This window comes from Paraburkholderia sp. JHI2823 (assembly GCF_038900695.1).
GTDB lineage: Bacteria > Pseudomonadota > Gammaproteobacteria > Burkholderiales > Burkholderiaceae > Paraburkholderia > Paraburkholderia mimosarum.
Window position 1 is genome coordinate 227,576 of record NZ_JAYMRY010000005.1, and the last position, 20,855, is coordinate 248,430.

The 20,855-nt window shown below is 63.7% G+C and carries 20 protein-coding genes; 7 read left to right on the plus strand and 13 right to left on the minus strand.

Annotation, left to right across the window (positions count from 1 at the left end):
* Positions 1-113: 113 nt before the first annotated feature.
* The 7 genes from VSR34_RS08680 to VSR34_RS08710 all read right to left on the minus strand — a co-directional run bounded on the left by VSR34_RS08680 (position 114) and on the right by VSR34_RS08710 (position 6,388).
* Entirely contained in the window at positions 114-1,136 is a 1,023-nt protein-coding gene (locus tag VSR34_RS08680; protein WP_028229730.1) for a hypothetical protein, read from the minus strand.
* A 571-nt stretch (positions 1,137-1,707) separates the two neighbouring features.
* Entirely contained in the window at positions 1,708-2,322 is a 615-nt protein-coding gene (locus tag VSR34_RS08685) for a thioredoxin fold domain-containing protein (protein WP_052408450.1), read from the minus strand.
* A gap of 152 nt (positions 2,323-2,474) precedes the next feature.
* A complete protein-coding gene (locus tag VSR34_RS08690) occupies positions 2,475-3,005 on the minus strand; it encodes a hypothetical protein (protein WP_028229729.1) in 531 nt (176 codons plus the stop codon).
* Positions 3,006-3,226: 221 nt separating this feature from the next.
* Entirely contained in the window at positions 3,227-3,706 is a 480-nt protein-coding gene (locus VSR34_RS08695) for a nuclear transport factor 2 family protein (RefSeq protein WP_028209861.1), read from the minus strand.
* Positions 3,707-3,792: 86 nt separating this feature from the next.
* On the minus strand, positions 3,793-4,407 hold the full coding sequence (locus VSR34_RS08700) for a TetR/AcrR family transcriptional regulator (protein ID WP_028209860.1): 615 nt from the start codon (positions 4,405-4,407) through the stop codon (positions 3,793-3,795).
* A gap of 87 nt (positions 4,408-4,494) precedes the next feature.
* Positions 4,495-5,466: a DMT family transporter gene (locus VSR34_RS08705; protein WP_081715808.1), complete on the minus strand. Its 972-nt coding sequence runs from the start codon at positions 5,464-5,466 to the stop codon at positions 4,495-4,497.
* A gap of 67 nt (positions 5,467-5,533) precedes the next feature.
* Positions 5,534-6,388, minus strand: a complete 855-nt coding sequence (locus VSR34_RS08710; RefSeq protein WP_342962331.1) for an AraC family transcriptional regulator — start codon at positions 6,386-6,388, stop codon at positions 5,534-5,536.
* A gap of 199 nt (positions 6,389-6,587) precedes the next feature.
* On the opposite strand from VSR34_RS08710, the gene VSR34_RS08715 reads away from it, so the two are divergent.
* Complete coding sequence (locus VSR34_RS08715) at positions 6,588-7,277, plus strand: YceI family protein (protein WP_342962332.1); 690 nt, start codon at positions 6,588-6,590, stop codon at positions 7,275-7,277.
* Positions 7,278-7,289: 12 nt separating this feature from the next.
* On the opposite strand, the gene tdh is transcribed toward VSR34_RS08715, so the two are convergent.
* Entirely contained in the window at positions 7,290-8,321 is a 1,032-nt protein-coding gene (gene tdh / locus VSR34_RS08720; protein WP_342962333.1) for an L-threonine 3-dehydrogenase, read from the minus strand.
* A gap of 17 nt (positions 8,322-8,338) precedes the next feature.
* The gene (locus tag VSR34_RS08725; protein WP_028229728.1) at positions 8,339-9,538 is read right to left on the minus strand and encodes a glycine C-acetyltransferase; all 1,200 of its coding nucleotides are present in this window, start codon (positions 9,536-9,538) and stop codon (positions 8,339-8,341) included.
* A gap of 140 nt (positions 9,539-9,678) precedes the next feature.
* On the opposite strand from VSR34_RS08725, the gene VSR34_RS08730 reads away from it, so the two are divergent.
* The 3 genes from VSR34_RS08730 (at position 9,679) to VSR34_RS08740 (ending at position 11,909) form a co-directional block, all read left to right on the plus strand.
* Positions 9,679-10,329, plus strand: coding sequence for an XRE family transcriptional regulator (locus VSR34_RS08730; protein ID WP_028229727.1), 651 nt, complete (start codon positions 9,679-9,681; stop codon positions 10,327-10,329).
* A gap of 100 nt (positions 10,330-10,429) precedes the next feature.
* The gene (locus VSR34_RS08735; protein WP_028229726.1) at positions 10,430-10,837 is read left to right on the plus strand and encodes a DUF2471 family protein; all 408 of its coding nucleotides are present in this window, start codon (positions 10,430-10,432) and stop codon (positions 10,835-10,837) included.
* A gap of 79 nt (positions 10,838-10,916) precedes the next feature.
* A complete protein-coding gene (locus tag VSR34_RS08740; protein WP_342962334.1) occupies positions 10,917-11,909 on the plus strand; it encodes a tyrosine-type recombinase/integrase in 993 nt (330 codons plus the stop codon).
* A gap of 135 nt (positions 11,910-12,044) precedes the next feature.
* Here VSR34_RS08740 and VSR34_RS08745 read toward each other — a convergent pair whose 3' ends face one another.
* Entirely contained in the window at positions 12,045-13,202 is a 1,158-nt protein-coding gene (locus VSR34_RS08745) for a DNA-binding protein (RefSeq protein WP_238327599.1), read from the minus strand.
* A gap of 1,890 nt (positions 13,203-15,092) precedes the next feature.
* Between VSR34_RS08745 and VSR34_RS08750 the strand changes: the two genes are divergently transcribed.
* Positions 15,093-16,451, plus strand: coding sequence for a replication initiation protein (locus VSR34_RS08750; RefSeq protein WP_028209853.1), 1,359 nt, complete (start codon positions 15,093-15,095; stop codon positions 16,449-16,451).
* Positions 16,452-16,568: 117 nt separating this feature from the next.
* Here the strand turns inward: VSR34_RS08750 and VSR34_RS08755 are convergent, their stop codons facing one another.
* Complete coding sequence (locus VSR34_RS08755; RefSeq protein WP_028209852.1) at positions 16,569-17,648, minus strand: ParB/RepB/Spo0J family partition protein; 1,080 nt, start codon at positions 17,646-17,648, stop codon at positions 16,569-16,571.
* Positions 17,649-17,672: 24 nt separating this feature from the next.
* Positions 17,673-18,335, minus strand: a complete 663-nt coding sequence (parA, locus tag VSR34_RS08760; protein WP_028209851.1) for a ParA family partition ATPase — start codon at positions 18,333-18,335, stop codon at positions 17,673-17,675.
* Positions 18,336-18,780: 445 nt separating this feature from the next.
* On the opposite strand from parA, the gene arsC reads away from it, so the two are divergent.
* Together arsC and VSR34_RS08770 are read left to right on the plus strand one after the other, a co-directional pair.
* Positions 18,781-19,134, plus strand: coding sequence for an arsenate reductase (glutaredoxin) (arsC, locus tag VSR34_RS08765; RefSeq protein WP_028209850.1), 354 nt, complete (start codon positions 18,781-18,783; stop codon positions 19,132-19,134).
* Between the two features lie 344 nt (positions 19,135-19,478).
* On the plus strand, positions 19,479-20,033 hold the full coding sequence (locus VSR34_RS08770; RefSeq protein ID WP_342962335.1) for an NAD(P)H-dependent oxidoreductase: 555 nt from the start codon (positions 19,479-19,481) through the stop codon (positions 20,031-20,033).
* Between the two features lie 27 nt (positions 20,034-20,060).
* Here the strand turns inward: VSR34_RS08770 and VSR34_RS08775 are convergent, their stop codons facing one another.
* Positions 20,061-20,786, minus strand: a complete 726-nt coding sequence (locus VSR34_RS08775) for a hypothetical protein (RefSeq protein ID WP_028209848.1) — start codon at positions 20,784-20,786, stop codon at positions 20,061-20,063.
* Between the last annotated feature and the right edge of the window lie 69 nt (positions 20,787-20,855).

Consider the following 20,855-nt stretch of genomic DNA (forward strand, 5'->3'; position numbering starts at 1 on the left):
ACACGCTCAGACGGTGACTGTCGCACACGCTGCTAGCGAACCGTCACGTTGCACGCGCCAGCCTCCCGAACGTCCTCACCTTTGGCGGCGACGCCAGCCCACGCCGACACCACTCAGATCATGAAGCGGCTGTCTTCGACCAGTACGCGCGGCAACGGCTGAAGATCGGCGCGCGCGAAGCGCACCAGCGAGAACGCGCGCAGACCTTGCGGACTTGCCGGCAGACGCGCAAGCGCGAAGGTGATCGATGCGCGGTTGCCCGAGCCGCCATCTGCGAGTACGACGTTCATCGGACTCAGACAGATCTCGCGCATTTCGACGTTCGTGTGTTGCGCGGGGTTCGAAAGCACGTTGCAGATCACCGCGAGGTTGTGCTCGAGCGCTTCGCTCTTGAGTCCGAGCGCAGCGATCTCGCGCTCGTTCCCGGCGATCAGCGCTTCGACTTTCGCCACTTCGGCGGCGTTTTGCACGGCGTGCTCACCCAGCATGCGCTCCGTGCCCGCACCATGACGCGTGAGTAGTTGCAGGCGGGTTCTGAGGAGCGCGCGATCCTGCTCGAGCACGTCGCGGCGCGACTCGTCGGCGCCGATCTGCGCGAGGCCTGCCAGCGCGATCTGCTCGACCACGCGCTGCACGATCTGCTCACGCAGATCGCTTTCCGTTTCGCCGCACACGCGCACCTGATGATCGTCGAAGCTCAACGTCGTCTGCATGACGTCGGTGTGTACCTCGTCGCCATACTGCTCGACACCGAAGCCTCTGCGCTCGTTCATCGCCATGCCGAGCACGGCGTAGACCTCGCGCGCGAGCGGATGGCTTTCGAACCAGGCGTGCAGTTCGGGCGAGCGGCTCAGCACATGACCCACCTCGTCAGGCGCAGCAAAAAATGCGTGGATGTAGGGGTCGTTCAGCCACGTGGCCGCGCCCGCCTCGCGCGCGGCCGGCATGCGATCCACGGTGTCACGCACGAACGCCACCGACTGCGAGAGCGCGGGCACGAGCCGCTCACGCCATTCGGGCACGAGCTTCAGAGCAGGGTCGAGCACGAGCAGCCGCTCGATCAGCATGTGGATTTGCGGCGATTCCGGCGCCTGACTCGCGCGGGCGCGCGGCCAAAGCCTGTCGAGGATGCTCATGGAAAACTCCGTGGGAGACTGCCCCGGCGCAGCGGCCGGCACCGACGACGTGAAGGCGTGCCGACTGGCGCGGTGCCGCGCAGCGTGGGTAACAGTATGGCGAACAAGCCGCAGCCCGCGCGACGAAGCCACGTTTGGCAACTGACTATACCGCGAATCGCGGCGCGCTCGCGTGAACGCAGCCGCGCAGCGGCGGCCCGTCACGCGGCGTTCGCACTCCCGAAAACACTCACCCTTGCGCCGCGCGACGCGGCATACGCGCCTGAACCTTTGCAGTTGAAAAAATTCTACAGTAGGCTGCGACAACCCTTTCGCGCGGAAGAAATAACGCTATGGATAACTGAACGTCTTGCCGAACGATGTCCGGATCCGGCGATTCACATCGCGTCGAAGTCGTTCGATGAGCAAGCAGTTGGTCCGAAAAAGGCCGACTACGCGCCGCAAAACCTCGGGCGAAACAACAAAGGTGAGGCTTTTCGGGAGAAGCGCATGGGTGCTACCCCTGGAAGTCCTCACCTATGTCCGCATCGGTGAACTCACGACGCGGCGGATAGCTCACCGCGGCGCGTGTTCAACGATATTTCTGCAGATCGGGATCGGTGATCGGTTGGGCCGGCAGGTTCAGGATGCCCGGCAACTGGCTCAACTGCGGCAAACCGCTGACGTTGGCCCAGCGCCCGCCCGAACCCTGATAAACAAGCGTGGGCGTGCCATCGAAACCGAGGTCCTGGAACAGCTTGATGTTGTTGTCGAGCTTGTTCTGATCGGCGGCGGGAACGTGCGCGAGCGGTGCGATACCGCCCGATTCGTCTTTCACCGAGTAGTGCGTTTCGAGTTCCCTGAGCAGCGCAGCGCCGTCTTTCGCCTCCAGCAACGCTGCCGCCTTGCCCGCCGAATCGGCTTTCAGAAAACCCATAGGAATCCAATGCACCTGCAGCCCGACCGTTTCATACGGTTGCAGCGCTTTCCACACCAGGTGACAGTAAATACAGTTTGGATCCATGAAGACATAAAGTGTCGACTTCACATTCGACCCGCTCGCCCCTTCGACGATCGCACTCGCATTCTGGAACCGTGCCGCGGCCGTGGCAGGCAACCAGACGGGCTCCGGGGCATCGGCAGCGATGGCGCCAGCGCTCATGACCAGTGCGCCCGCGGCGATCAGCATGCGTGTGAACTTCCTCATTCTTTTCCTCTGGCTTGGGTTGCGCTCGGCTTCGCGCACTCGAACGCGAAGCCCCATATGTTATGGGCGCGCCGTGGCGTGTCACTGACACCAATATGACAAAGCGGACAGATTGAGGGCAAAGGTGAGGGTTTGCGGGAGGTCGTCGCGACTCAAAACCTGAACCGCAACTGAAACCCGATGGTGAACGGCAGATCATCGGACGGAATTGGCGGGATGACGATGAAGTTCACGCCCACGCGCTTGTACGCGACCATCACGATAGGCGCGACCACCGGCCCGATCGTATGGTCATGGCCGAGGCCCCAGTTGCCGTAGTTGTAGCCTGAAATGATGCCGCCCATCGCCGCGAGACGCACGAAGCCCCAATGCAGGAACTCGGGCGCCCACACCGCGCCGCCGTAGTAAGAGGGCCGGCGGAGCGAGTTGCGGAAGCCGCCCGCGGTGAGCGCCCACGTCTCGCCGGGCCAGCATTCGATGCCGAGTCCCGGGTTGAACTGCTCGAAGTCCTTGTCGGGATGGATGTGGTAGGAGCCCACCATGGCGTCCACCCAGAGGCCCGAGCCACACCAGTTCGCCGCGTGCGCCGGTCGGGCGGCGCTCGACAACACCAGCGGCAGGAGCAGCAACGCAGCCGCAGCGCCGCGTTTCGCCTTCTTTGGTTCTGCTCCCGATTCCGCCATCGTTGCCGCGCCACCTCGCTTCTGCCAAAACCGCATGGGCTCTCCGTCTCTTCTTGCGCCGATCCTCGATGGAGTCGTCTATTTTTGTGGTCGCTGTTCGGTGAATGACGCACTGTACCGCAACCTCATATGTACGCAATGGAGTCCAGGCTCGAATCGGGCAACTCGCTCGCAGCAGTTAGCGTGCCGGCGACGTGAGTCGTCCCGATCAAGGCAGCGCGTCAGAGACCGAGGTCGGAGAGGCCCGGATGATCATCGGGGCGGCGCCCGAGCGGCCAGCGGTAGAGGCGGTCCGTTTCGCGAATCGGCAGATCGTTGATGCAGGCATGGCGACGCGCCATCAGGCCGTTCACATCGAATTCCCAGTTTTCGTTGCCGAACGATCGGAACCAGTTGCCCGAATCGTCGTGCCATTCATAGGCGAAACGCACCGCGATGCGATTGTCCGTGTATGCCCACAATTCCTTGATCAAGCGATAGTCGAGCTCGCGTGCCCACTTTCGTGCGAGGAACGCAACGATCGCCTCGCGGCCCGTCACGAACTCCGCGCGATTGCGCCAGACGCTCTGCGGCGTGTACGCGAGCGAAACACGTTGCGGGTCGCGCGTGTTCCAGCCGTCTTCGGCGGCGCGCACTTTCTGGATGGCGCTCTCGCGCGTGAACGGCGGCACCGGCGGGCGGACTTCGGTCGCTTCACTCATGGTCTTTCTCCTGGGGTTGGTTCGCGCGATGCAACGGTGCGCGGTCTGGACTCACTGCCAGACTTGCTTCGGGTATAAGCGGTGCTTCATGGCGCGAGCGCCGCGAGCAACGATCGGCCTGCCGAGCGTGCGTCGAGCGCGGCATCGGCGTCGCCGCTCACGAGCGCAACGCCGATCGCGCCATCGATCAGGATCAGCCATTGGCGCGCGAGCCGTGCAGCAACCCGGCGATCGGCGCCGACCGCCAGGGCCCACGCATCGCTTTGCTCTCGCACGAATGCGAGCAGGCGCTCCTTGTGCTGCCGCGCGACCACGCGCACAGGGTCGTCAGGCGATGCGATCTCGCCCGCAGCATTGAGGAACGCGCAGCCGTGAAAGCCGTCCGATGCGAACCATTCGCGCAGCACGTCGAACATGCCGATGAGGCGGGCCTGCGGCGTACGCCCGCGCGCGAGCGTGCCGGCGACGAACCAGCGCATCCAGCGCTCGTCGCGCCGCGACAGCGCGGCCGCGACGAGCGCGTCCTTCGAGTCGAAATAAGTGTAGAAGCTCTTGCGCGCCGCACCCGCCGCACGAACGATCGCATCGACTCCCGTTGCGTGAATGCCGCCCGCATAGATCAACGCCTCGGCGGCGTCGAGCAGGCGCTCGCGTGCGTCTGCCTCACGGGCTTGCGGATTCTGGACAGCGGGTGTGTTCATGGCTTCGTGCCGTTAGCGGCATTGCGTGGATCATCGGGAGAATGATCGTTCTCCCGATGCGCAATGTAGAACGATCATTCTCCTGAGTCAAGGGGTGTTACGGCCGCGCGCGCCGCGGAGTCGGCGCCTCACGTGCACGCGGCGGCCCGACACCGCGAACACGGCGCCGACAACGAGCGCGAGCCCCACCGCGCGCGTGAATGTGAGCGGCTCGCCCAGCAGCAGCGTGGCGAGCGCGACGCTCGACACGGGCGCCACCGCCGTGAAGACGGCCGCCTCGCCGCCCGGTACACGCGCAGCGCCCGCGTACCAGAGCCAGAATCCACCCACGGTCGGCACGAGCGCGTAATACGCGACGCCGAGGAAAGCGTGCAACGGAATGGCATGCGGCGCGCCGAGCCAGCCGGGTAGCGCACACGCGCCGGAAACGACGAAGCCGAGTCCCGTCATCACGCCAGCCTGCGCAAGCGGCGGCCACGGCTGCGAAAGGCGCTTGTTTAGCAAGACGAACAAGCTTTCGCAGATGACCGCGCCGAGAATCATCGCATTGCCCATGAGCGAGCGGACGCCGTCGCGATGTTCGCCGGGTGCGAGCGTGACCATCGCCACGCCGAGGCTCGCGATCGTCACCGAGACGATCGTGCTCGCACGCAGCCGCTCGCCGAGCACCAGCGCCGCTGTCAACGCGCAGACGGCCGGCAGGGTTCCGAGGATGATGCCGGCGTCGCTCGCGGAGGTGCGCTGCGTGCCGGCAATCAGCAAGACCGTGTAGCCGACGCTGCCGATCGCGGCCTGGGTGAGCAGGAGGAGCGCATCACGCAGGCCCGGGCGCGGAAACGCGGTGCCGGTGAGCCGCATGAACAGCAGAAACACCGGCAACGCAATGGCGAAGCGCAGCGCGGTGGCCGGCAGCGGATCGAGCCCGGCGCCGATCGCCTTGCTGGCGATCACCGTGCTGCCGACGGTCAGCATGGCGCCAGTCAGTTGCAGATGGGCGATGGATCGGGGGGACAGTGCAGTGCGTCGTGCGTTGGCGCACGACGGCAATCGAATCGACATGGAGCGCTCCTCGTGGTGATACGCCTGTATAGGCCCACCACGGCGCGCCGTCTTGGATCGATGTGCGTCAGCGCGTGGGAAACTCGCCGCGCGCGAGGCGGTAGCGCCCCGGCGACACGCCGAACTGTCGTGCAAACGCGCGGTTAAGGTGGCTCTGGTCGCAGAATCCGGCGGCCAGCGCGGTTTGCGCCGGCGCGTGCCCCGCCTTGAGCAGGCGCCGCGCGAGCGCCACGCGGCGATGCAGGATGTAGCCATGGGGCGCGACGCCGAACGCACGCAGGAAGCCGCGATGGAGCTGGAAGCGGCTCAGACCCGCCGCATGGGCGAGCTCGGCGAGCGAGAACGCCTGGGCGGGATCGGTGTCGATCATTTCGCGAACGCGGGCAAGCGATGCCGGCGAGCATGGGGCGAGCGCGCGCCGGTGGCCGAGTGCTTCGACTAGGCGGGTCATGATTTCGAGCGCCGCGCCGTAGAAGGCCATCTGCGACAGGTCGCCGCTTTGAGCGCCCTGATTGTCCAGCTGGGTCACGTGGGCGAAGGCTGCATCGAACAGTGCGCGCAAAGGCGGTTCGGAGATCACCGGCGCATGCAGCGCGAACGCGGTGTCGTCGCCCTGCGTGATGTCGGCCTGCAGCGCGTCGATCCAGCGCGGCTCGAAATAGAGCATGCGCCACGTGCGGCCCGCGGCGTCGAGCGGGCGGCCGTCGTGCACTTCGCCGGGATTGACGAGGATGAGATCGCCCGGCACGGCCTGGACCTGGCCCGCGTCGCTCAGCGAGACGTGCCCGCCGCGTTCGATCACGCCGATGCCGTACTGGTCGTGCGTGTGCCGGCCGAACGAGCGCGCCGTGGCAGCCGTCATCGCATCGACGTCGCGCACGAGCGTGGCGTGAAAACACACGGCGTGGTTCGTGACTGGCATGGCTCGGCGCTCCGCTCGTTCGCACTTCGATGGGCGTATGAAACCCGAGTTTCGCGCGGCATGCAATGTGCGGCTCATCTACGGCCGATGGCTCCCTTCGCTGCGATCCGGCCCCGACGCGTTATGCTTCGCGAGCCGCGTGGAAGAAACGCGGATCGCCAAACGTACTGGAAATATCGACGAGCCAATGGGAAGAAACATGAAAGAGCGGCCGTTTTCGTCTCGCATTCGCCAATCGCGCCGCGCCTTTTGCGCGGCGCTGTGCGCGGCCGGCATCGCCGCATGCACGCCGCTGCGCGTCGTCACGCACAGCGTGAGCCGCGCCGAGGCCGATGTGCCGCCGGGGCGCTACACGATGGACGAGCATCACTGGAGCGTCCTGTTCGACGTCGATCACTTCCATTACTCGCGCTTTGTCATGCGCTTCGACCGGGCACAGGCCACGCTCGACTGGCGCGCGGGCGGCCTCGAAACGGCCGCGGTCGACGCGACCATCGACGCCACGAGCCTCGACACCAATGTCAGTGCGCTCGACGCCATGGTGAAAGGCCCGCAGATGCTCGACGTGCAACGCTTTGGGCAGATCCGCTTCACGAGCACGCACTTCGAGCGCACGGGCGAAGGGCGCGGCAGGCTCACCGGGAATCTCACGATACGAGGCGTGACGCAGCCGGTCACGCTCGACGTCACCTTTAACGGCTCCGCGCCGAATCCGCTCACGAAGCAGCCCACGCTCGGCTTCGCGGCCACGGGCCAGTTCAGCCGTGCGGCGTTCGGATTGACGACCTGGTATCCGGCCGTGGGCGACGAGATCGGCGTGCGCATTCAGGCCGAGTTCGCGCAGCCCGCGCCGGGTGCGCAGCCACCAGCCGCCGCGCCAGCGCAATGAGAGGCGGCGCGCTCAAGGCTCGGACCAGTCGAGAATCACCTTGCCGCTCTCGCCCGAGAGCATGGCTGCGAAACCTTTCTCGTAGTCGTCCACGTTGAAGCGGTGCGTGATGGTGGGCGAGAGATCGAGCCCGCTTTGCAGCATCGCGACCATCTTGTACCAGGTCTCGAACATTTCGCGGCCGTAAATGCCCTTGATTTCGAGGCCCTTGAAGATGACCTGATTCCAGTCGATGGCGGTTTGCGCGGGCGGAATGCCGAGCAGCGCGACCTTTCCACCGTGATTCATCGAATCGAGCAGCGCCGTAAATGCGCTCGGCACGCCCGACATTTCGAGCCCCACGTCAAAGCCTTCGGTCATGTGCAGATCCGCCATCACGTCGCGCAGCGACTCGCGCGCGACGTTCACGGCACGCGTCGCACCCATCTTGCGCGCCAGTTCGAGGCGATAGTCGTTGACATCGGTGATGACGACGTTGCGCGCGCCTACGTGCTTCGCGATCGCCACGGCCATGATGCCGATCGGCCCCGCGCCCGTGATGAGCACGTCCTCGCCCACGAGGTTGAACGAGAGCGCCGTGTGCGTGGCGTTGCCGAACGGATCGAAGATCGCGGCGAGATCGTCGGAGATTTCCGGCGGGATCTTGAACGCGTTGAAGGCCGGAATCACGAGATATTCGGCGAACGCGCCTTCGCGGTTCACGCCTACGCCCGTCGTGTTGCGGCACAGGTGCCGCCGCCCCGCGCGGCAATTGCGGCAAAAGCCGCACGTGATATGCCCTTCGCCCGAGACGCGGTCGCCTGGTTCGAAGCCGCGCACTTCCTGTCCCATCTCGACGATCTCGCCCACGTATTCGTGGCCCACGTGCATCGGCACCGGAATGGTCTTCTGCGCCCAGTCGTCCCATTTCCAGATGTGGATGTCCGTGCCGCAGATCGCGGTCTTGCGGATCTTGATCATCACATCGTTGTGGCCGACTTCGGGTTTCTTCACGCGCGTGAGCGTGAGTCCCGGCGCGCGTTCGAGTTTGGCGAGAGCTTTCATTTGGTTCGCAATCCTTGTTAAATCACGCCGAGCTGCTTGCCCACCCGCGCAAAAGCGTCGACGGCGCGCCCGATCTGTTCGGGCGTGTGCGCGGCGCTCATCTGCGTGCGGATGCGCGCGCGGCCCTTCGGCACGACGGGATACGAGAAACCGATCACGTAGACGCCTTCTTGCAGGAGCGCGTCGGCCATCTTCGCGGCGACCTGCGCGTCGCCGAGCATCACGGGAATGATCGGGTGTTCGCCGGGCACGAGCGTGAAGCCCAGTGCGCTCATTTCGCGGCGAAACTGCGCGCCGTTCTCGCGCACGCGCCGACGCAGTCGCGCGCCTTCGTCGCTCGCAATCAGTTCCAGCACCGTGAGCGACGCGGCGGCAATGCTGGGCGTGAGCGTATTCGAGAAAAGATACGGGCGCGAGCGCTGACGCAGCAGGTCGACCACTTCCTGCTTCGCCGCGATGTAGCCGCCCGACGCGCCGCCAAGCGCCTTGCCGAGCGTGCCGGTGATGATGTCCACCCGTCCCGCCACCCCGCAATGCTCGGGCGTGCCGCGCCCATGCTCGCCGATGAAGCCCACCGCGTGCGAGTCGTCTACCATCACGAGCGCGTCATAGCGGTCGGCGAGGTCACAGATGCCCTTGAGGTCGGCGATGATGCCGTCCATCGAGAACACGCCGTCGGTGGCGATGAGCTTGTAACGCGCGCCGGCTTCGTCGGCTTCTCTCAGCTTTGCTTCGAGGTCCGAAAGATCGTTGTTCCTGTAGCGGTAGCGGCGCGCCTTCGAGAGGCGCACACCGTCGATGATGCTCGCGTGATTGAGTTCGTCGCTGATGATGGCGTCGTCTTCGCCGAGCAGTGTTTCGAAGAGGCCGCCGTTCGCGTCGAAACAGCTCGAGTAGAGAATGCAGTCTTCGGTTTGCAAAAAAGCGGCGAGCGCACTTTCGAGCTGCTTGTGCACGGTTTGCGTGCCGCAGATGAAACGCACCGACGCCATGCCGAAACCGTCGCGCTCGAGCCCGTCTTTCGCGGCGGCGATGAGGCGCGCGTCGTTGGCGAGCCCGAGGTAGTTGTTCGCGCAGAAGTTAAGCACCTCGCTGCCATCGGCAAGCCGGATATCGGCGGACTGTGGCGTGGCGATCACGCGCTCGTTCTTGTAGAAGCCGTCTGCGCGAATCTGGTCTAGCGTTGCGCGCAAGTGATCGATATACGGGGTACGCATGAATCGTGCTCCTGTCATAAGCCGCGGGCCGCCGCGGTTGCCGCGGTTTGATATAGTCGCCATCAGCCGCTGGCGAATATTTCCTTTATTTCGAACCTGCGTTCGATATGTCGAACGCACTCTAAACGATGAGGCCGTGAATGGCAAGCACCCGCAAAACACGCGCCGCCGCGGCGGCTCCTGAAACGCTCCCGTCGGCTGTATCGAGCGCTCTGCCGGCATCCGCCGTACCCGCCGCGATCGCGCCGCCGCGCGTGGGCGAGCAGATCCAGCGGCTGCGCACCGAGCGCAAGATGACGCTCGATGATCTCTCGCGCGCGGCGGGCGTCTCGAAATCCATGCTATCGGAAATCGAGCGCGACAAGGCGAATCCGACGATCGCCGTGGCCTGGCGGCTCACCAACGCGCTGGGCGTCAAGCTCGATTCGCTGTTCGCCGCTCCCAAGGCGCCCGAGGCCATCGCCGTTGCCGGGCCGCACGATATCCCGACGCTGCTCGGCCACGAGGCCGGTTATCAGTTGCGCGTGTGGGGGCCTATCGAGCTCGCCGGCCATTTCGAGTGGTATGAACTGACGCTCAAGCCCGGTGGTGCGCTGGTTTCCGGCGCGCATGAGCCGGGCACGCGCGAGCACCTCACGGTGCTGCAAGGCAGCATCGAGGTGGAGGCGGCGGGCACGGCGCAGCGTCTGAAGGCGGCGGACACGGCGCGCTACATCGCCGATCAACCGCACGCCATCCGCAACGCAGGCAAGGGCGAAGCGCGCGCGCTGCTCGTGGTGATCCACGGCTGAGTGCGCGCGTCACCGCCTGGGCTCCTGCCGATCGGATGAGGCTGCACGATCGGAGCGACTACTGTATATTCATACAGTGAAAGTCCGACTGGAGCCGCCGATGTCCCTCCCAACCGAACTGCCGCGCGAGCACGATCTCGCCGCCTTGCGCTTTCAGGCCGCCGCCCGCGACCTCGAACACATTGTCCGCAATATTGCGCACCGCTATATCGCTCAGCAGGTGCCGCTCACGTGGCGCCTGCTGCATGCCATCGAAGCGGAGGCGCTCGCCGACCTCGGCTTCGCCAGCCGTCACGACGCCCTCATGCTCGGCCTCTTTCAGCGGCCGGGCGGCCTCGCGTGGCCAGAGACGGACGACGCCGTCGACTTCGGCCGGTCCAACGCGCTGCCCGCCGTATTCGCGTTTGCGGTCTCGGCCTACGAACGCGCTGCGCAATGCGCAGAGGAAGCACGCCGGCAGGCGCGTCGCAGCGGCCCCACGCGACGCGCACGCGCCTGGGGCGGTTGAACGTGTATCGTGGACGTCGGGTCGCACCGATGACGAACCGCTATAATGTTCCAGCTACGCAACTAACGGAATGATAGAGATGGCGTCCTCCACTTCCTCACGCGACCTCTTCGACCAACAGCGCCAGGATTGGCAGCGCGACCCCGTCGCCGCGTTCGATGCGTGGCTCGTCTCCCAGGACTTGCGCCGTTCTTCAGCGGATGTCTATCGCGTGCAGTGGGGCCGTTTTCTCGAATGGCTCGCGCTCAAGCGCAAAACCATCATGACGGTGGACACCGGCACGATCGCCGAATTCGTCGCGAGTCTCGAGGTAAAAAAGCCGCAGCGGCTTCGCTATCTGCGGCTCATCGAGCGCGTGCTCGATCATGTTCGCGAGATCGAACTCGCCTCCACGAATCCCGCGCGCTTCATCGCGCAGGACGGTGAAGCCGCATGGCGCAACGCGCGCGAGAACGAGCCGACCGGATTTCTCACGCCCGCCGAGCGCGCCGCGATCATCGGTCAGCTGTTCTCGCCGCTCGTCGAGCCATCGGCTGCGAAGCGATGGCGGGAACGCCGCGACCGGGCGCTCGTCGCGATCTTTCTTGGCGGTGGGTTGAAAACGGGCGACGCCATCGCGCTGACGCTCGACTGCGTGGCGATCGGCTCCGAAGCGGTCACGATCGAAGCCGCCAACCCGGTATTCACGCGCGTGGCGCGGCTCGCGCCGTTTGCGGTCGATGTGCTGGGCGCATGGCTCGAAGCGCGCCGGCTCGCGGGATTACCAGGCCAACTGGTGTTTCCTGGATCGCCTTCTGGACGCGCGATGCACAAGGCCACCGTACTGCGCGCAATCGACGCGCTGATGGAAGCCGCCGGCGTGGCGCAAACGCGCGCTGAGCGCGCAAGCCCGCAGACCTTGCGCAACACGTACGCGGCGGATCTCTTCGAGCGCGGATTCGATATCGATCAGGTCGGGCAGTGGCTCGGTTTCCTGCAGCCGATTTCCGCCGGGCGGCTTCATCGCGCATGGAAGACATGGGCGGAACGCGAGGCCTTGAATCCGATTTCCGCCGTGAGCGACAAGGCGTGAAAACGCAGCACGGGCCGGCGGTTTCGCATGGAACATGCGACACGACCGTCTCCCGTAAAAGCTCACTGGCCGGGCCCGCGGGGATGCTCCATCCACGCCGGGCTGCCGGCTTCCCGGCTCCCGTAAACGCTCACCTCAAGCGCGTTCGCGCGCAGCGTTGGCCGCCATGAAGCGCGCGTACGCCCCCAGCTTCGACACCGCCGTTCCCGATGTGTAGTCACACTCGGGGCACGTGAACTCGAAACCATCGTCCATTTCAGACAACTCTGGTTCCCCTTCGTGGCAGTTAGGACACCGCGCCGGTAAGGCGACGTGCCCATCCGCCACCGTACCGAGGCTCGCGAGTTCCGCTTCCGAGAGCCGCCCGGCTTCGGCCAGCGAACACAACACCGCCGCGACAGAAGCATCGAGTCCCTGCTGACCGCGCAAGGCGGCGACCTCCCGGGTCAAAACTTCGACTTCGTCGGAACGCTCACGCAGCACCGCATCGAGCCGGTCCGCGCGAGCCTTCGCCGTCGCCAGCTGCTGGATGAAATCGAACTCCTTCTTGCTGGCGTCGCGCTGGGTCGCCTGCCAGGTCGCCGACATCGTGCGCAGGGAATCGAGTTCGACGAGCATCGGTTTCACGCGCCGCTCGGCCTCGGCAAGCGCGTCCTTGATTTGCTGCGCATAGTGCTCAGTGCTCTTGCGCATCTCTTCGTGCAGGCCGTCGATGCGATCACGCAATCCCGCATTGGTGGTCTGTTCCGACTCGATCCGCTTGCGCAGCGACTCGTTTTCGGCCTCGAGGCGCTGGATTTGCACCGCGAGGTTGCCGTGTGCCAGCACGTCTTGCGCGGATGCAGTAGCGAGCTGACTTTCCAGTTCGCGCACACGGACAAAAGCCGCTTCGATACGGGCTTCACTACGCTGCAGCATTTCATCTGCCGCCGCACGGCGGGCTTCGGCATCCCGGACGGCCTGCTCGGCATCGAGGCGCCCGGCTTCGAACTCGGCACGTTCTGCCTTCAGCGCATCGGCCGCAAGCGTCAGCGCTTCTTCGAAAAGCGCGCCAAGCAATTCACCCGCGCGTTCCTCCAGTGCGGGCGGGATGGACCCCACGCCCGCACGCACTTTCGACGTCGCGCGGATGCGTTGCCAGAAAAGCTCGATGTCCTTGGGAATGTCGCTCGCGCTACCTGTCTGTGTCAGCTCACGGACAGCGGCCATCGACGGTTTGATCTCGAAGTCGAAAAACAGCCGTTTGCAGGCATGCAGAGATAGGTCTTGCCGGCGTGCGCCGTTTTTGCGCAATTGATCGAGCTCTTCGCGGATTGCCTGGCGGTCTTGGTCTCTCACGTTCGTCTTCTCGGCAGGGGAGTGGACGAATCATAACAAATTACGTTCTATTTGCTACGCTTTTCGAATTGAAGGCTGCGCAAGCCGGCGCAGCAGTCCTCAAGCGCGGTTTTACAACGCGAGTGACAGGCTTCCACGGACCAATTGCGTGAAACAAATTGAACTTCGCAACGTAAACCGTTGTAAATATGCTGTTTTTCGGATGAATTTTACTGCGATGCGTTGTTTCACGCGAGCAGAACAGAGGCGTCGCGGCAGCGAGGTGGGGAATAGTGAATTTTCAAGCCGCTCACAGGGAGTCATCGTGCTTGAGAGTCATAAAAGTAAACACCCTTGATACCAGTTAAAAACGTTAACGCCATGGCAAACCCTTACCTGGCGGGCGTTTTCGGCCGGTCAGGTGAAGCTTTACGGGATCCTGGGTGAGCGGGTGCGGGAAAGTCCGGTGAAGGGCTTCGGGACGATGGGTGAGCCGGTGCAGGAAAGAACGTGAGCGGGTTCGGGATCGAGGCGATTCTTGACTGCTGCGCAAGGGTGAGAGGATGCGGGAGGCCGCCCCCGGACCGGTCACGGTTGGCAGTCCTGGCCGCGATAGTTACGTGAAACGCAACGGTGAGCGGATTCGGGGCCGCGGATTGGCGCCACTTTTGTGCGAGATCAGGGTGCTGCGAGGCATGCGGTGAGAAGAATCGGGAAAAAATACGGATCGAAGGTGAAGCTTTTCGGGAGCGGAAGGCCGAAACCTGATGAAATGGGCGCTTTCGCGCGCCATAGGTGAGCTTTTTCGGGAGGGTCATTGCAGGCCGGGCGGGCGGCTGTCCGGCCCGGATGCGTTTTCACAGGTTTTTCGCCGCTAGAGGTGAGGCTTTTCGGGAGTAGCCGCGGTGTCGCGTAGCCGGGTGGTTGCGCGGTCAAACGTACGCAAAGGTGAGCGTTTTCGGGGGCTGCATTTAGACCCGTTGATGCCCTGGATGAGCAATTATGGGAGAAAGTTGGCGTTCACTACGCTGCAATGGCCGAGATTGCGCGGGTTCAGGCGGGGCGTTGTCGGCTCGGGATGTTGCACCGGTGAGGAAATTCGGGAGCATTTTCGCGCTGCTAGTTCGCTTCCCATTTGGGCCGTTGCTGCTTGAGGTGAGGTGATACGGGAGCAGCGCGATGGGTTTGCCGGCCTTCGATGCATGTGGATAAGTTACGGAATCTATTGAGCTTTTCTCTATGCCCGTTCAAATGGTGAGCGTTTCCGGGGGCGTTCGCCTCAGGGCTGCTGGACCGTCCTGTCGCACCGAAGGTGAGCGTTTTCAGGAGTATTCGCCCTCAGGCAGACGCGGCGACGGCGCTTTGAGGCCGACCGACACGGCGACCCTTTTTGGCTAATGGTGAGGATTTACGGGGGGCGATACGGGTTTTCGGACCTTCGGGAGGCCCATCTTTCGTCCGTTTTACCGAGAAAGAGGGTTTTGAGTCTAAACAGGAGGCACATTCAGCCTTTGCGGCGAGTTTGTGTCGTCAAGGCGAATATTTTTCGCTCAAAGGAGGGCCGCCGGGATTCCGCCACCAGCAAAAGGGATTTTTCACTGGCCGGGAGAAATTTTTAAGGTGAGGCAATACGGGAGTGGTCATCGCCCGTTGACTCGAGCGGAAAAACACGGATCGTGCCGGATCGCGCGACACGCAAAGCACCCCGCCAGACGGGCGTCCGGCTAACGGTGAGCCGATACGGGAAGTCGTCGCGGTGAGCGGCGCACGCGATGCCTCCATCACCGGCAATGGTGAGGGACGCCCTATAGACGCCTATCACCACAGGCGGTATCCTTTCGCGAAATTCTCTCCTCGATCCGACGCATGGCCACGAAGCGCGTGAAAAAGACCGATGTGGTAAGCCCCAGCTCGGCGGAATTGCGCAAGGCCGTCGAGGCGATCGCGATCCAGCCGAAAAGCGGCAAGATCACCCTGCTGACCCGCAAGCTGTTCAACGTTCTCCTGGCCGTTGCCCAGCAGGCCGACGAGTCTGGCGATACCTATCGCGCGCTGCTTTCGGACATCGTCGCCAACTCGGCGTTCGATTCGAACGATACGGCGCTCGTAAAGGAGCATCTGCGCCGCATGGTGTCGGTGCAGGTCGAATGGAGCCAGGGCACATCGAGCCAGAAGCCCGGCCGCAAGTGGGGCATCTCCACGCTGATCGCGGACGCGGAAATTCTCGAAGATCCGCAAACGCGTCGCGTCTGGGTGGAATTCTCGTTTGCGCCGAAGATCAAGAAGAAGCTGCTGGACCCGGTCCAGTACGCGCGCCTGAGCCTGCAGTTCCAGAGCCAGTTGCGCAGCAGCGCAGGGCTGGCGCTATACGAGATCTGCGTGCGCTATCTCACGAATCCCAGCCATCTGACGATGCGCGAGACCTGGGAGTGGTGGCGCCCGATCCTCTCGGGCACGCCGGATACCGAAGCGGGCGACGAGGCCAAACGCGAATACAAGTATTTCAAGCGCGATTATCTACGGCCCGCGATCGCCGAAGTCAACGCGGTGACGAACATCTTCGTCGAGCTGATCGAACATCGCGAAGGGCGTCGTGTCGCCGAAATCCAGTTTCGCGTGACCGAGCGCAAGCAACCGATGCTCGCGCTCGACGAGCACCCCAATGTGTTCGACAGTACGCTCGTCGACCGGATGGTCAAGATCGGCATTCCGCTCAAGGAAGCGCAATCGCTTTATGCCGACAGCGAGGAAAACCGCATCCGCGCCGCGCTGCAGTTGACCGAACAGCGTATGCGCAGCACGAGCTTGCCGCCGGTGCGCAGCGCCGCGGCGTTGTTCAAGGACGCGCTGAAGAAGGGCTATGCGCCGCCGGTCGAAACCGCGACGGGCGCCACGCCGGCGGTTGGCCGGTCAGCGGCCGCGTCCGTGACGGCGGACGATCCGAAGGCGCGTCTGCTCGACGAGTACGCGGCTTATCGGCGCAAGGAGGCACGCTCGCTCTACGAGGAACAGGGCGACACAGAGCGCGAACTGGCGCGTCAGTCATTCGAGGCAGATGAACTGCCGGTACTGGGCGCACACTTGCGCGATGACTGGCGCCGCCGTGGGCTTGAATCGAAACTGGCAGACACGGCGTTTTTCGACTGGCTCGCACGCAAGACCTGGGGCGAACCGACCGACGGTGACCTTCTGGCGTTTACGCTCAGCCAGTCGCGCGCGGCCTGAGCTGTCGCTGGGTAACAGCCTGACCTGACCATGAGCCGTGGGCCGCCCCATCCGATGCGGGGCGGTAAGGCGATCGCCGGCGGTCTGCCACAATGACCGCCAAGCGGTTTTCCAGCATTATTTATTTTTCAGGATCTGCTCGATCTGCTGAAGAATCGAGTCACGTCGATCTTTGGTCAGGCCTTTCAGCCGCAGTTCCAGCCGGTCGTCGCCGTATGACTTCAGGTCGCCGACGGCCACACCATCCAGCTTGATCTCCAGCCGTTGTGCATAGCGCTGACGACCCGCGGGCTTCGGGCTTTCCTGCGCATTCGCCCGGCCTTTCACGATATCGGCCACCTGGCGCGTGCTCAGATCGTCGGCGACGATCCGGTTGATGAGACGCAGCGTGGCATCCGTTCCGCGCGCGCCGTGATAGCGCCCAACCTGGTAGGCCATGTTCGAGCCGAAGCGGTCCGGGCGCGCGACCATCTCCTGCATGACCGATTCCGGCAACTTGCCGATCGACAGCGCAACGGCAACGGTCGATTCGTCGAGTCCGAGATGATCGGCAAGTTCGCGCTGGCTCTGGAAATGTTTCTCGTCGATGAATCGCTTCCAAACGACCGCATTGTCGAAGACGGTTTGTGAGTCGCGCTGAACGTTCAGGTCGTAACCGAGCTTGTAGCTCTGAATGCCGATCGGCAGATCGACAACGATGGCTTTGACGACCTCCTTGTTTGCTTCTTTCAGTGCGCGCACCCGGCGCCCGCCATCGCTCACGTAGTAGCTTCCGGGCGCCGAATAGTCTGGTATCACGTGAATCGCCTGTTGCTGGCCTTGCTTTGCGAGGTTGACGGCAAGTTCAGCGATCGAAGCTTTCAGATAAAAATGACGAGGGTTGAAGGGGCTCGGCTTGATGTCCTTGAGAGGCAATTCGATGATTTGCCCCGGGCGGTAGCCGCGCGCCATGCGCCAGGCGCGGTATTCGGCCGACTCATTTTCGAGGCCCGGCGTGTCTTCGAGCGCCGGTGCGGCGGCAGGCTCGAAACCCGGCACAAGCGCAGGCTGGCTCGCATGTCCCGCGACCTCTCGCGTTTTTTGCGGGTCCTGGACGAGTCCATCGATGGCGTTCAGGCGATCGAGTGCGGTGCGCTTTTCGCTGCTTGTCGTATCAGGGCGTGCCTGAAAGCCTTTGGCGAACTGGGAGGGTTTCATTCAGGGTCCTTTATGCGCATAAAGTCAGGGAAGCATGGCCGCGATCTCGTCGGCGCATGCGCGCACTTCGACTGCGGCGAGGCGCGCGCCGCGGTCGTTCATTTGCAAAACTGTCTGGCCTAGCGCCATTGCCTGCTTGTACGCCTCGCGGGTTGGAATCTGCGTTCTTAGCAGTGGGAAGCCGAGTTCTTCGAGGGCGCGTTTCAGTTCGCGTGTAAGCATGCGCTTCTCTTCGGTCTTGTTCAGCAGGAATACGGCGCGCAGGTCTTCATTCATGACCTGGGCCTGCTGGATCAACTTGACGAGACCGACGCTCGACCAGTAATCGGCTGGGGACGATGAGGTGGGAATCACGGCGACAGTGGCGGCCAGCAGCACGACGCCGGAAACCTTCTCCGTGATCGACGGCGGGCAATCCACGACGATCACGTCGTAGTCGTTGATGAACTTCTTGATCTCCCGATGAATCTGGCCGCCGGCTTCTGAGAGATTGACCACCGGAAACGGGATGCCGGTTTCGCCATCGGCTGACGCACTGGCCCAGTGTACCAATGTGTTTTGACCGTCGGCATCCACGACGAGAACTCGCTTCCCCTTCTCGTGAAATGCCGCGCCGAGATGCATCGCGATCGTGCTCTTGCCGACCCCGCCCTTTTGTTGCGTGACTGCGATTATCTCTGCTGCCAATTGGTATTCTCCGCTTTTGCTAATAGCTTGGGATTCTACCTGGATTGTTTTTCGATTCAACGATTTTGATGCAATTCGTCGCTGAATTAGCCACACGGACAAGGTTTATGCGCATAAAGCCCCGCGACGGGCTAGGCAAATCACATCGTGGTTACATTCGGCATGCGCCATCGGCGCTGGTATTCACCTCGCCGGTGTTACTGATGCCGTCGTGCACCCGAGCGTCTTTATGCGCATAAAGTCCGCAGACGCTCTCGGCCTAGGGTCTGTCCTCTACGGGTGACGTTGCCCGAATCGCACAAGAGGCCCGTTCCAGCGATTCGCCGTTAGCGACCGGATCGCGCCTACGCACACATCGTAAGTGGCCGGCACGCCAGCTAAAATCACAATTCTCGTCGGCTGTTCCCAATAGTCGCCCATCACCCCTTCTCGCACGCCTGAAGTCATGATCACGATCTACCACAACCCCCGCTGCTCCAAATCCCGAGCCGCCTGCGAACTGGTCACCAACGCCAGCGCGAGCGAGCCTGTCCAGGTAATCGAATACCTGAAGCACCCCCTCACCGTCGAGCAACTCAAGGCGCTGCATTCGATGCTAGGCGGCGAGCTGCTGGAAATGGTTCGCACGGGCGAAACCGAATACAAGGCGCTCGGTCTCGATGCTGACGGCGTCACAGAAGATCAGCTGTACGAAGCAATTTCGCGGCACCCGATCCTGCTTCAGCGACCCATCGTCGTGCGCGACGGCCGCGCCGTGATCGGCCGTCCGACTGAAAACGTCGCGGCGTTGCTCGACTGAAGGCGGTCGCACCTGCCATCGCCGCCGTTGCGTTGGCGCGCCGGCGGGAACCTCGCCGATGTGCGCCCGCGTGCATGACTGCGGCGCAATGGCCGTTATGCCCGCGCGCAAAGTGCATCTTTGCGAACCTGTAGACGAATCCGACGCGAGGTCCGTATATATCGGCCCTCCGCCTAAGTTGTCCACAACTTTATGCCCAAAAATTGTGGATAAATGTGCGCAAGCCAGAATTATCCACAGAGGCTATCGTGCGGGTTGCGCGCGTCTGCATCGCCGGATTTCGCGTGCGCCTATGATGTTGCTTCCATCCACTGCGCTTCGTGCGCGCTCTCGAGGACACTGAAATGACCTACAAAATTGCGGTCGTGATCGGTAGTTTGCGGAAGGACTCGTTCAATCGGCAACTTGCGCATGCGGTGACGTCTCTCGCCCCCGCCGATTTCACTTTCGACTATGTCGACATCGGCGTGCTGCCGCTCTACAGCCAGGATTACGACGCGGACTATCCGGAAGTGGCGCGCCGGTTCAAGCAACAAATCGAAAGCGCCGACGGTTTCCTCTTCGTCACACCGGAATACAACCGGTCGATGCCAGGTGTGCTGAAGAATGCGCTCGACTGGGGTTCGCGGCCATGGGGCACGAATTCGTGGCGCGGCAAGCCCGGTGCGGTTCTCGGCACCTCGGTTGGGGCGACCGGCACGGCGCTCGCGCAGCAGCATCTGCGCAATGTGCTCGCGTATCTCGACGTCGCGCTGCTCGGGCAGCCCGAGATCTTCATCAGGCATGACGCCAGCCGCATCAACGAGAAAGGCGAGATCGTCGCTGAGGACACGCGCAAATTCCTGCAAGGGTTCATGGATACCTACGTGGCCTGGATCAAGCGCCAGCTCGGCCGCTGACGCCCGATCTCGCGCATGCGCGCAAATTCAGTGCAGCGAGCGCGGCGGCATGTCCCTATGATGCTCAGGCGTGTCCTCCTCATACTCGAGGAATTCGTCGGGAATCTGCGGCGCGGCGCCAGCGGCGGGTCGCGTCGCCTCGGGCGCGGCAGGAATGTCCACATGATGCACGCCCATCACCGCGCCGGAGCCGGGCGCGCTCGCCGACGTGAGCACGGTTGCTTCCGCTTCGCTCGTCGGGCGCATGGATTCATCCGCTGGTGCGACGGTGGGGTCCGGGAACGTGGGTTCTCGCGGGGCCTCGCCCGCTGACCCGGTCTGAGCGGCGCGGCGCCGCATGGCCTCGGCGAATTCCGAGAGACCCAGTTCATCGAGCGCCGAATGCTCGCGCGCAAGCGGACGGTCCGCCGCAGGCCAGCCCCACGACGTGCCGCGAAGCGCAACGTCCATCGCGTGTTCCTCGCGCAGCGTTTCGTAAGCGAGGTTGGCGTGCACCTCGTCGCTCACGTGCACGCCAATCCGCACCGATTCGCCCGACGGCGGCGGCATGCCGGTCTGGGCCTCCGTTGTTCGCCGCACGTCGCCCGTCGCCGAAAAGAAACCTCCGACAAGACGCTCGATGCCGGCCAGCACGCCCTCCGTGCGCGCCGGCAAGTCGATATCGCTCGCCGCGAAGCCGCGCTGCAACAGCGCGGCCTGCGCATGGCGCGCTCCCTCGTAGGTCTGGAAAACGCCCGTCACGATCTGTTTCATGGCAGCCTCCTTCGCCAGATTGCGACACCGTTCCCATCATGCGCCGAATGGCTCAGGCTGTGCACGGCG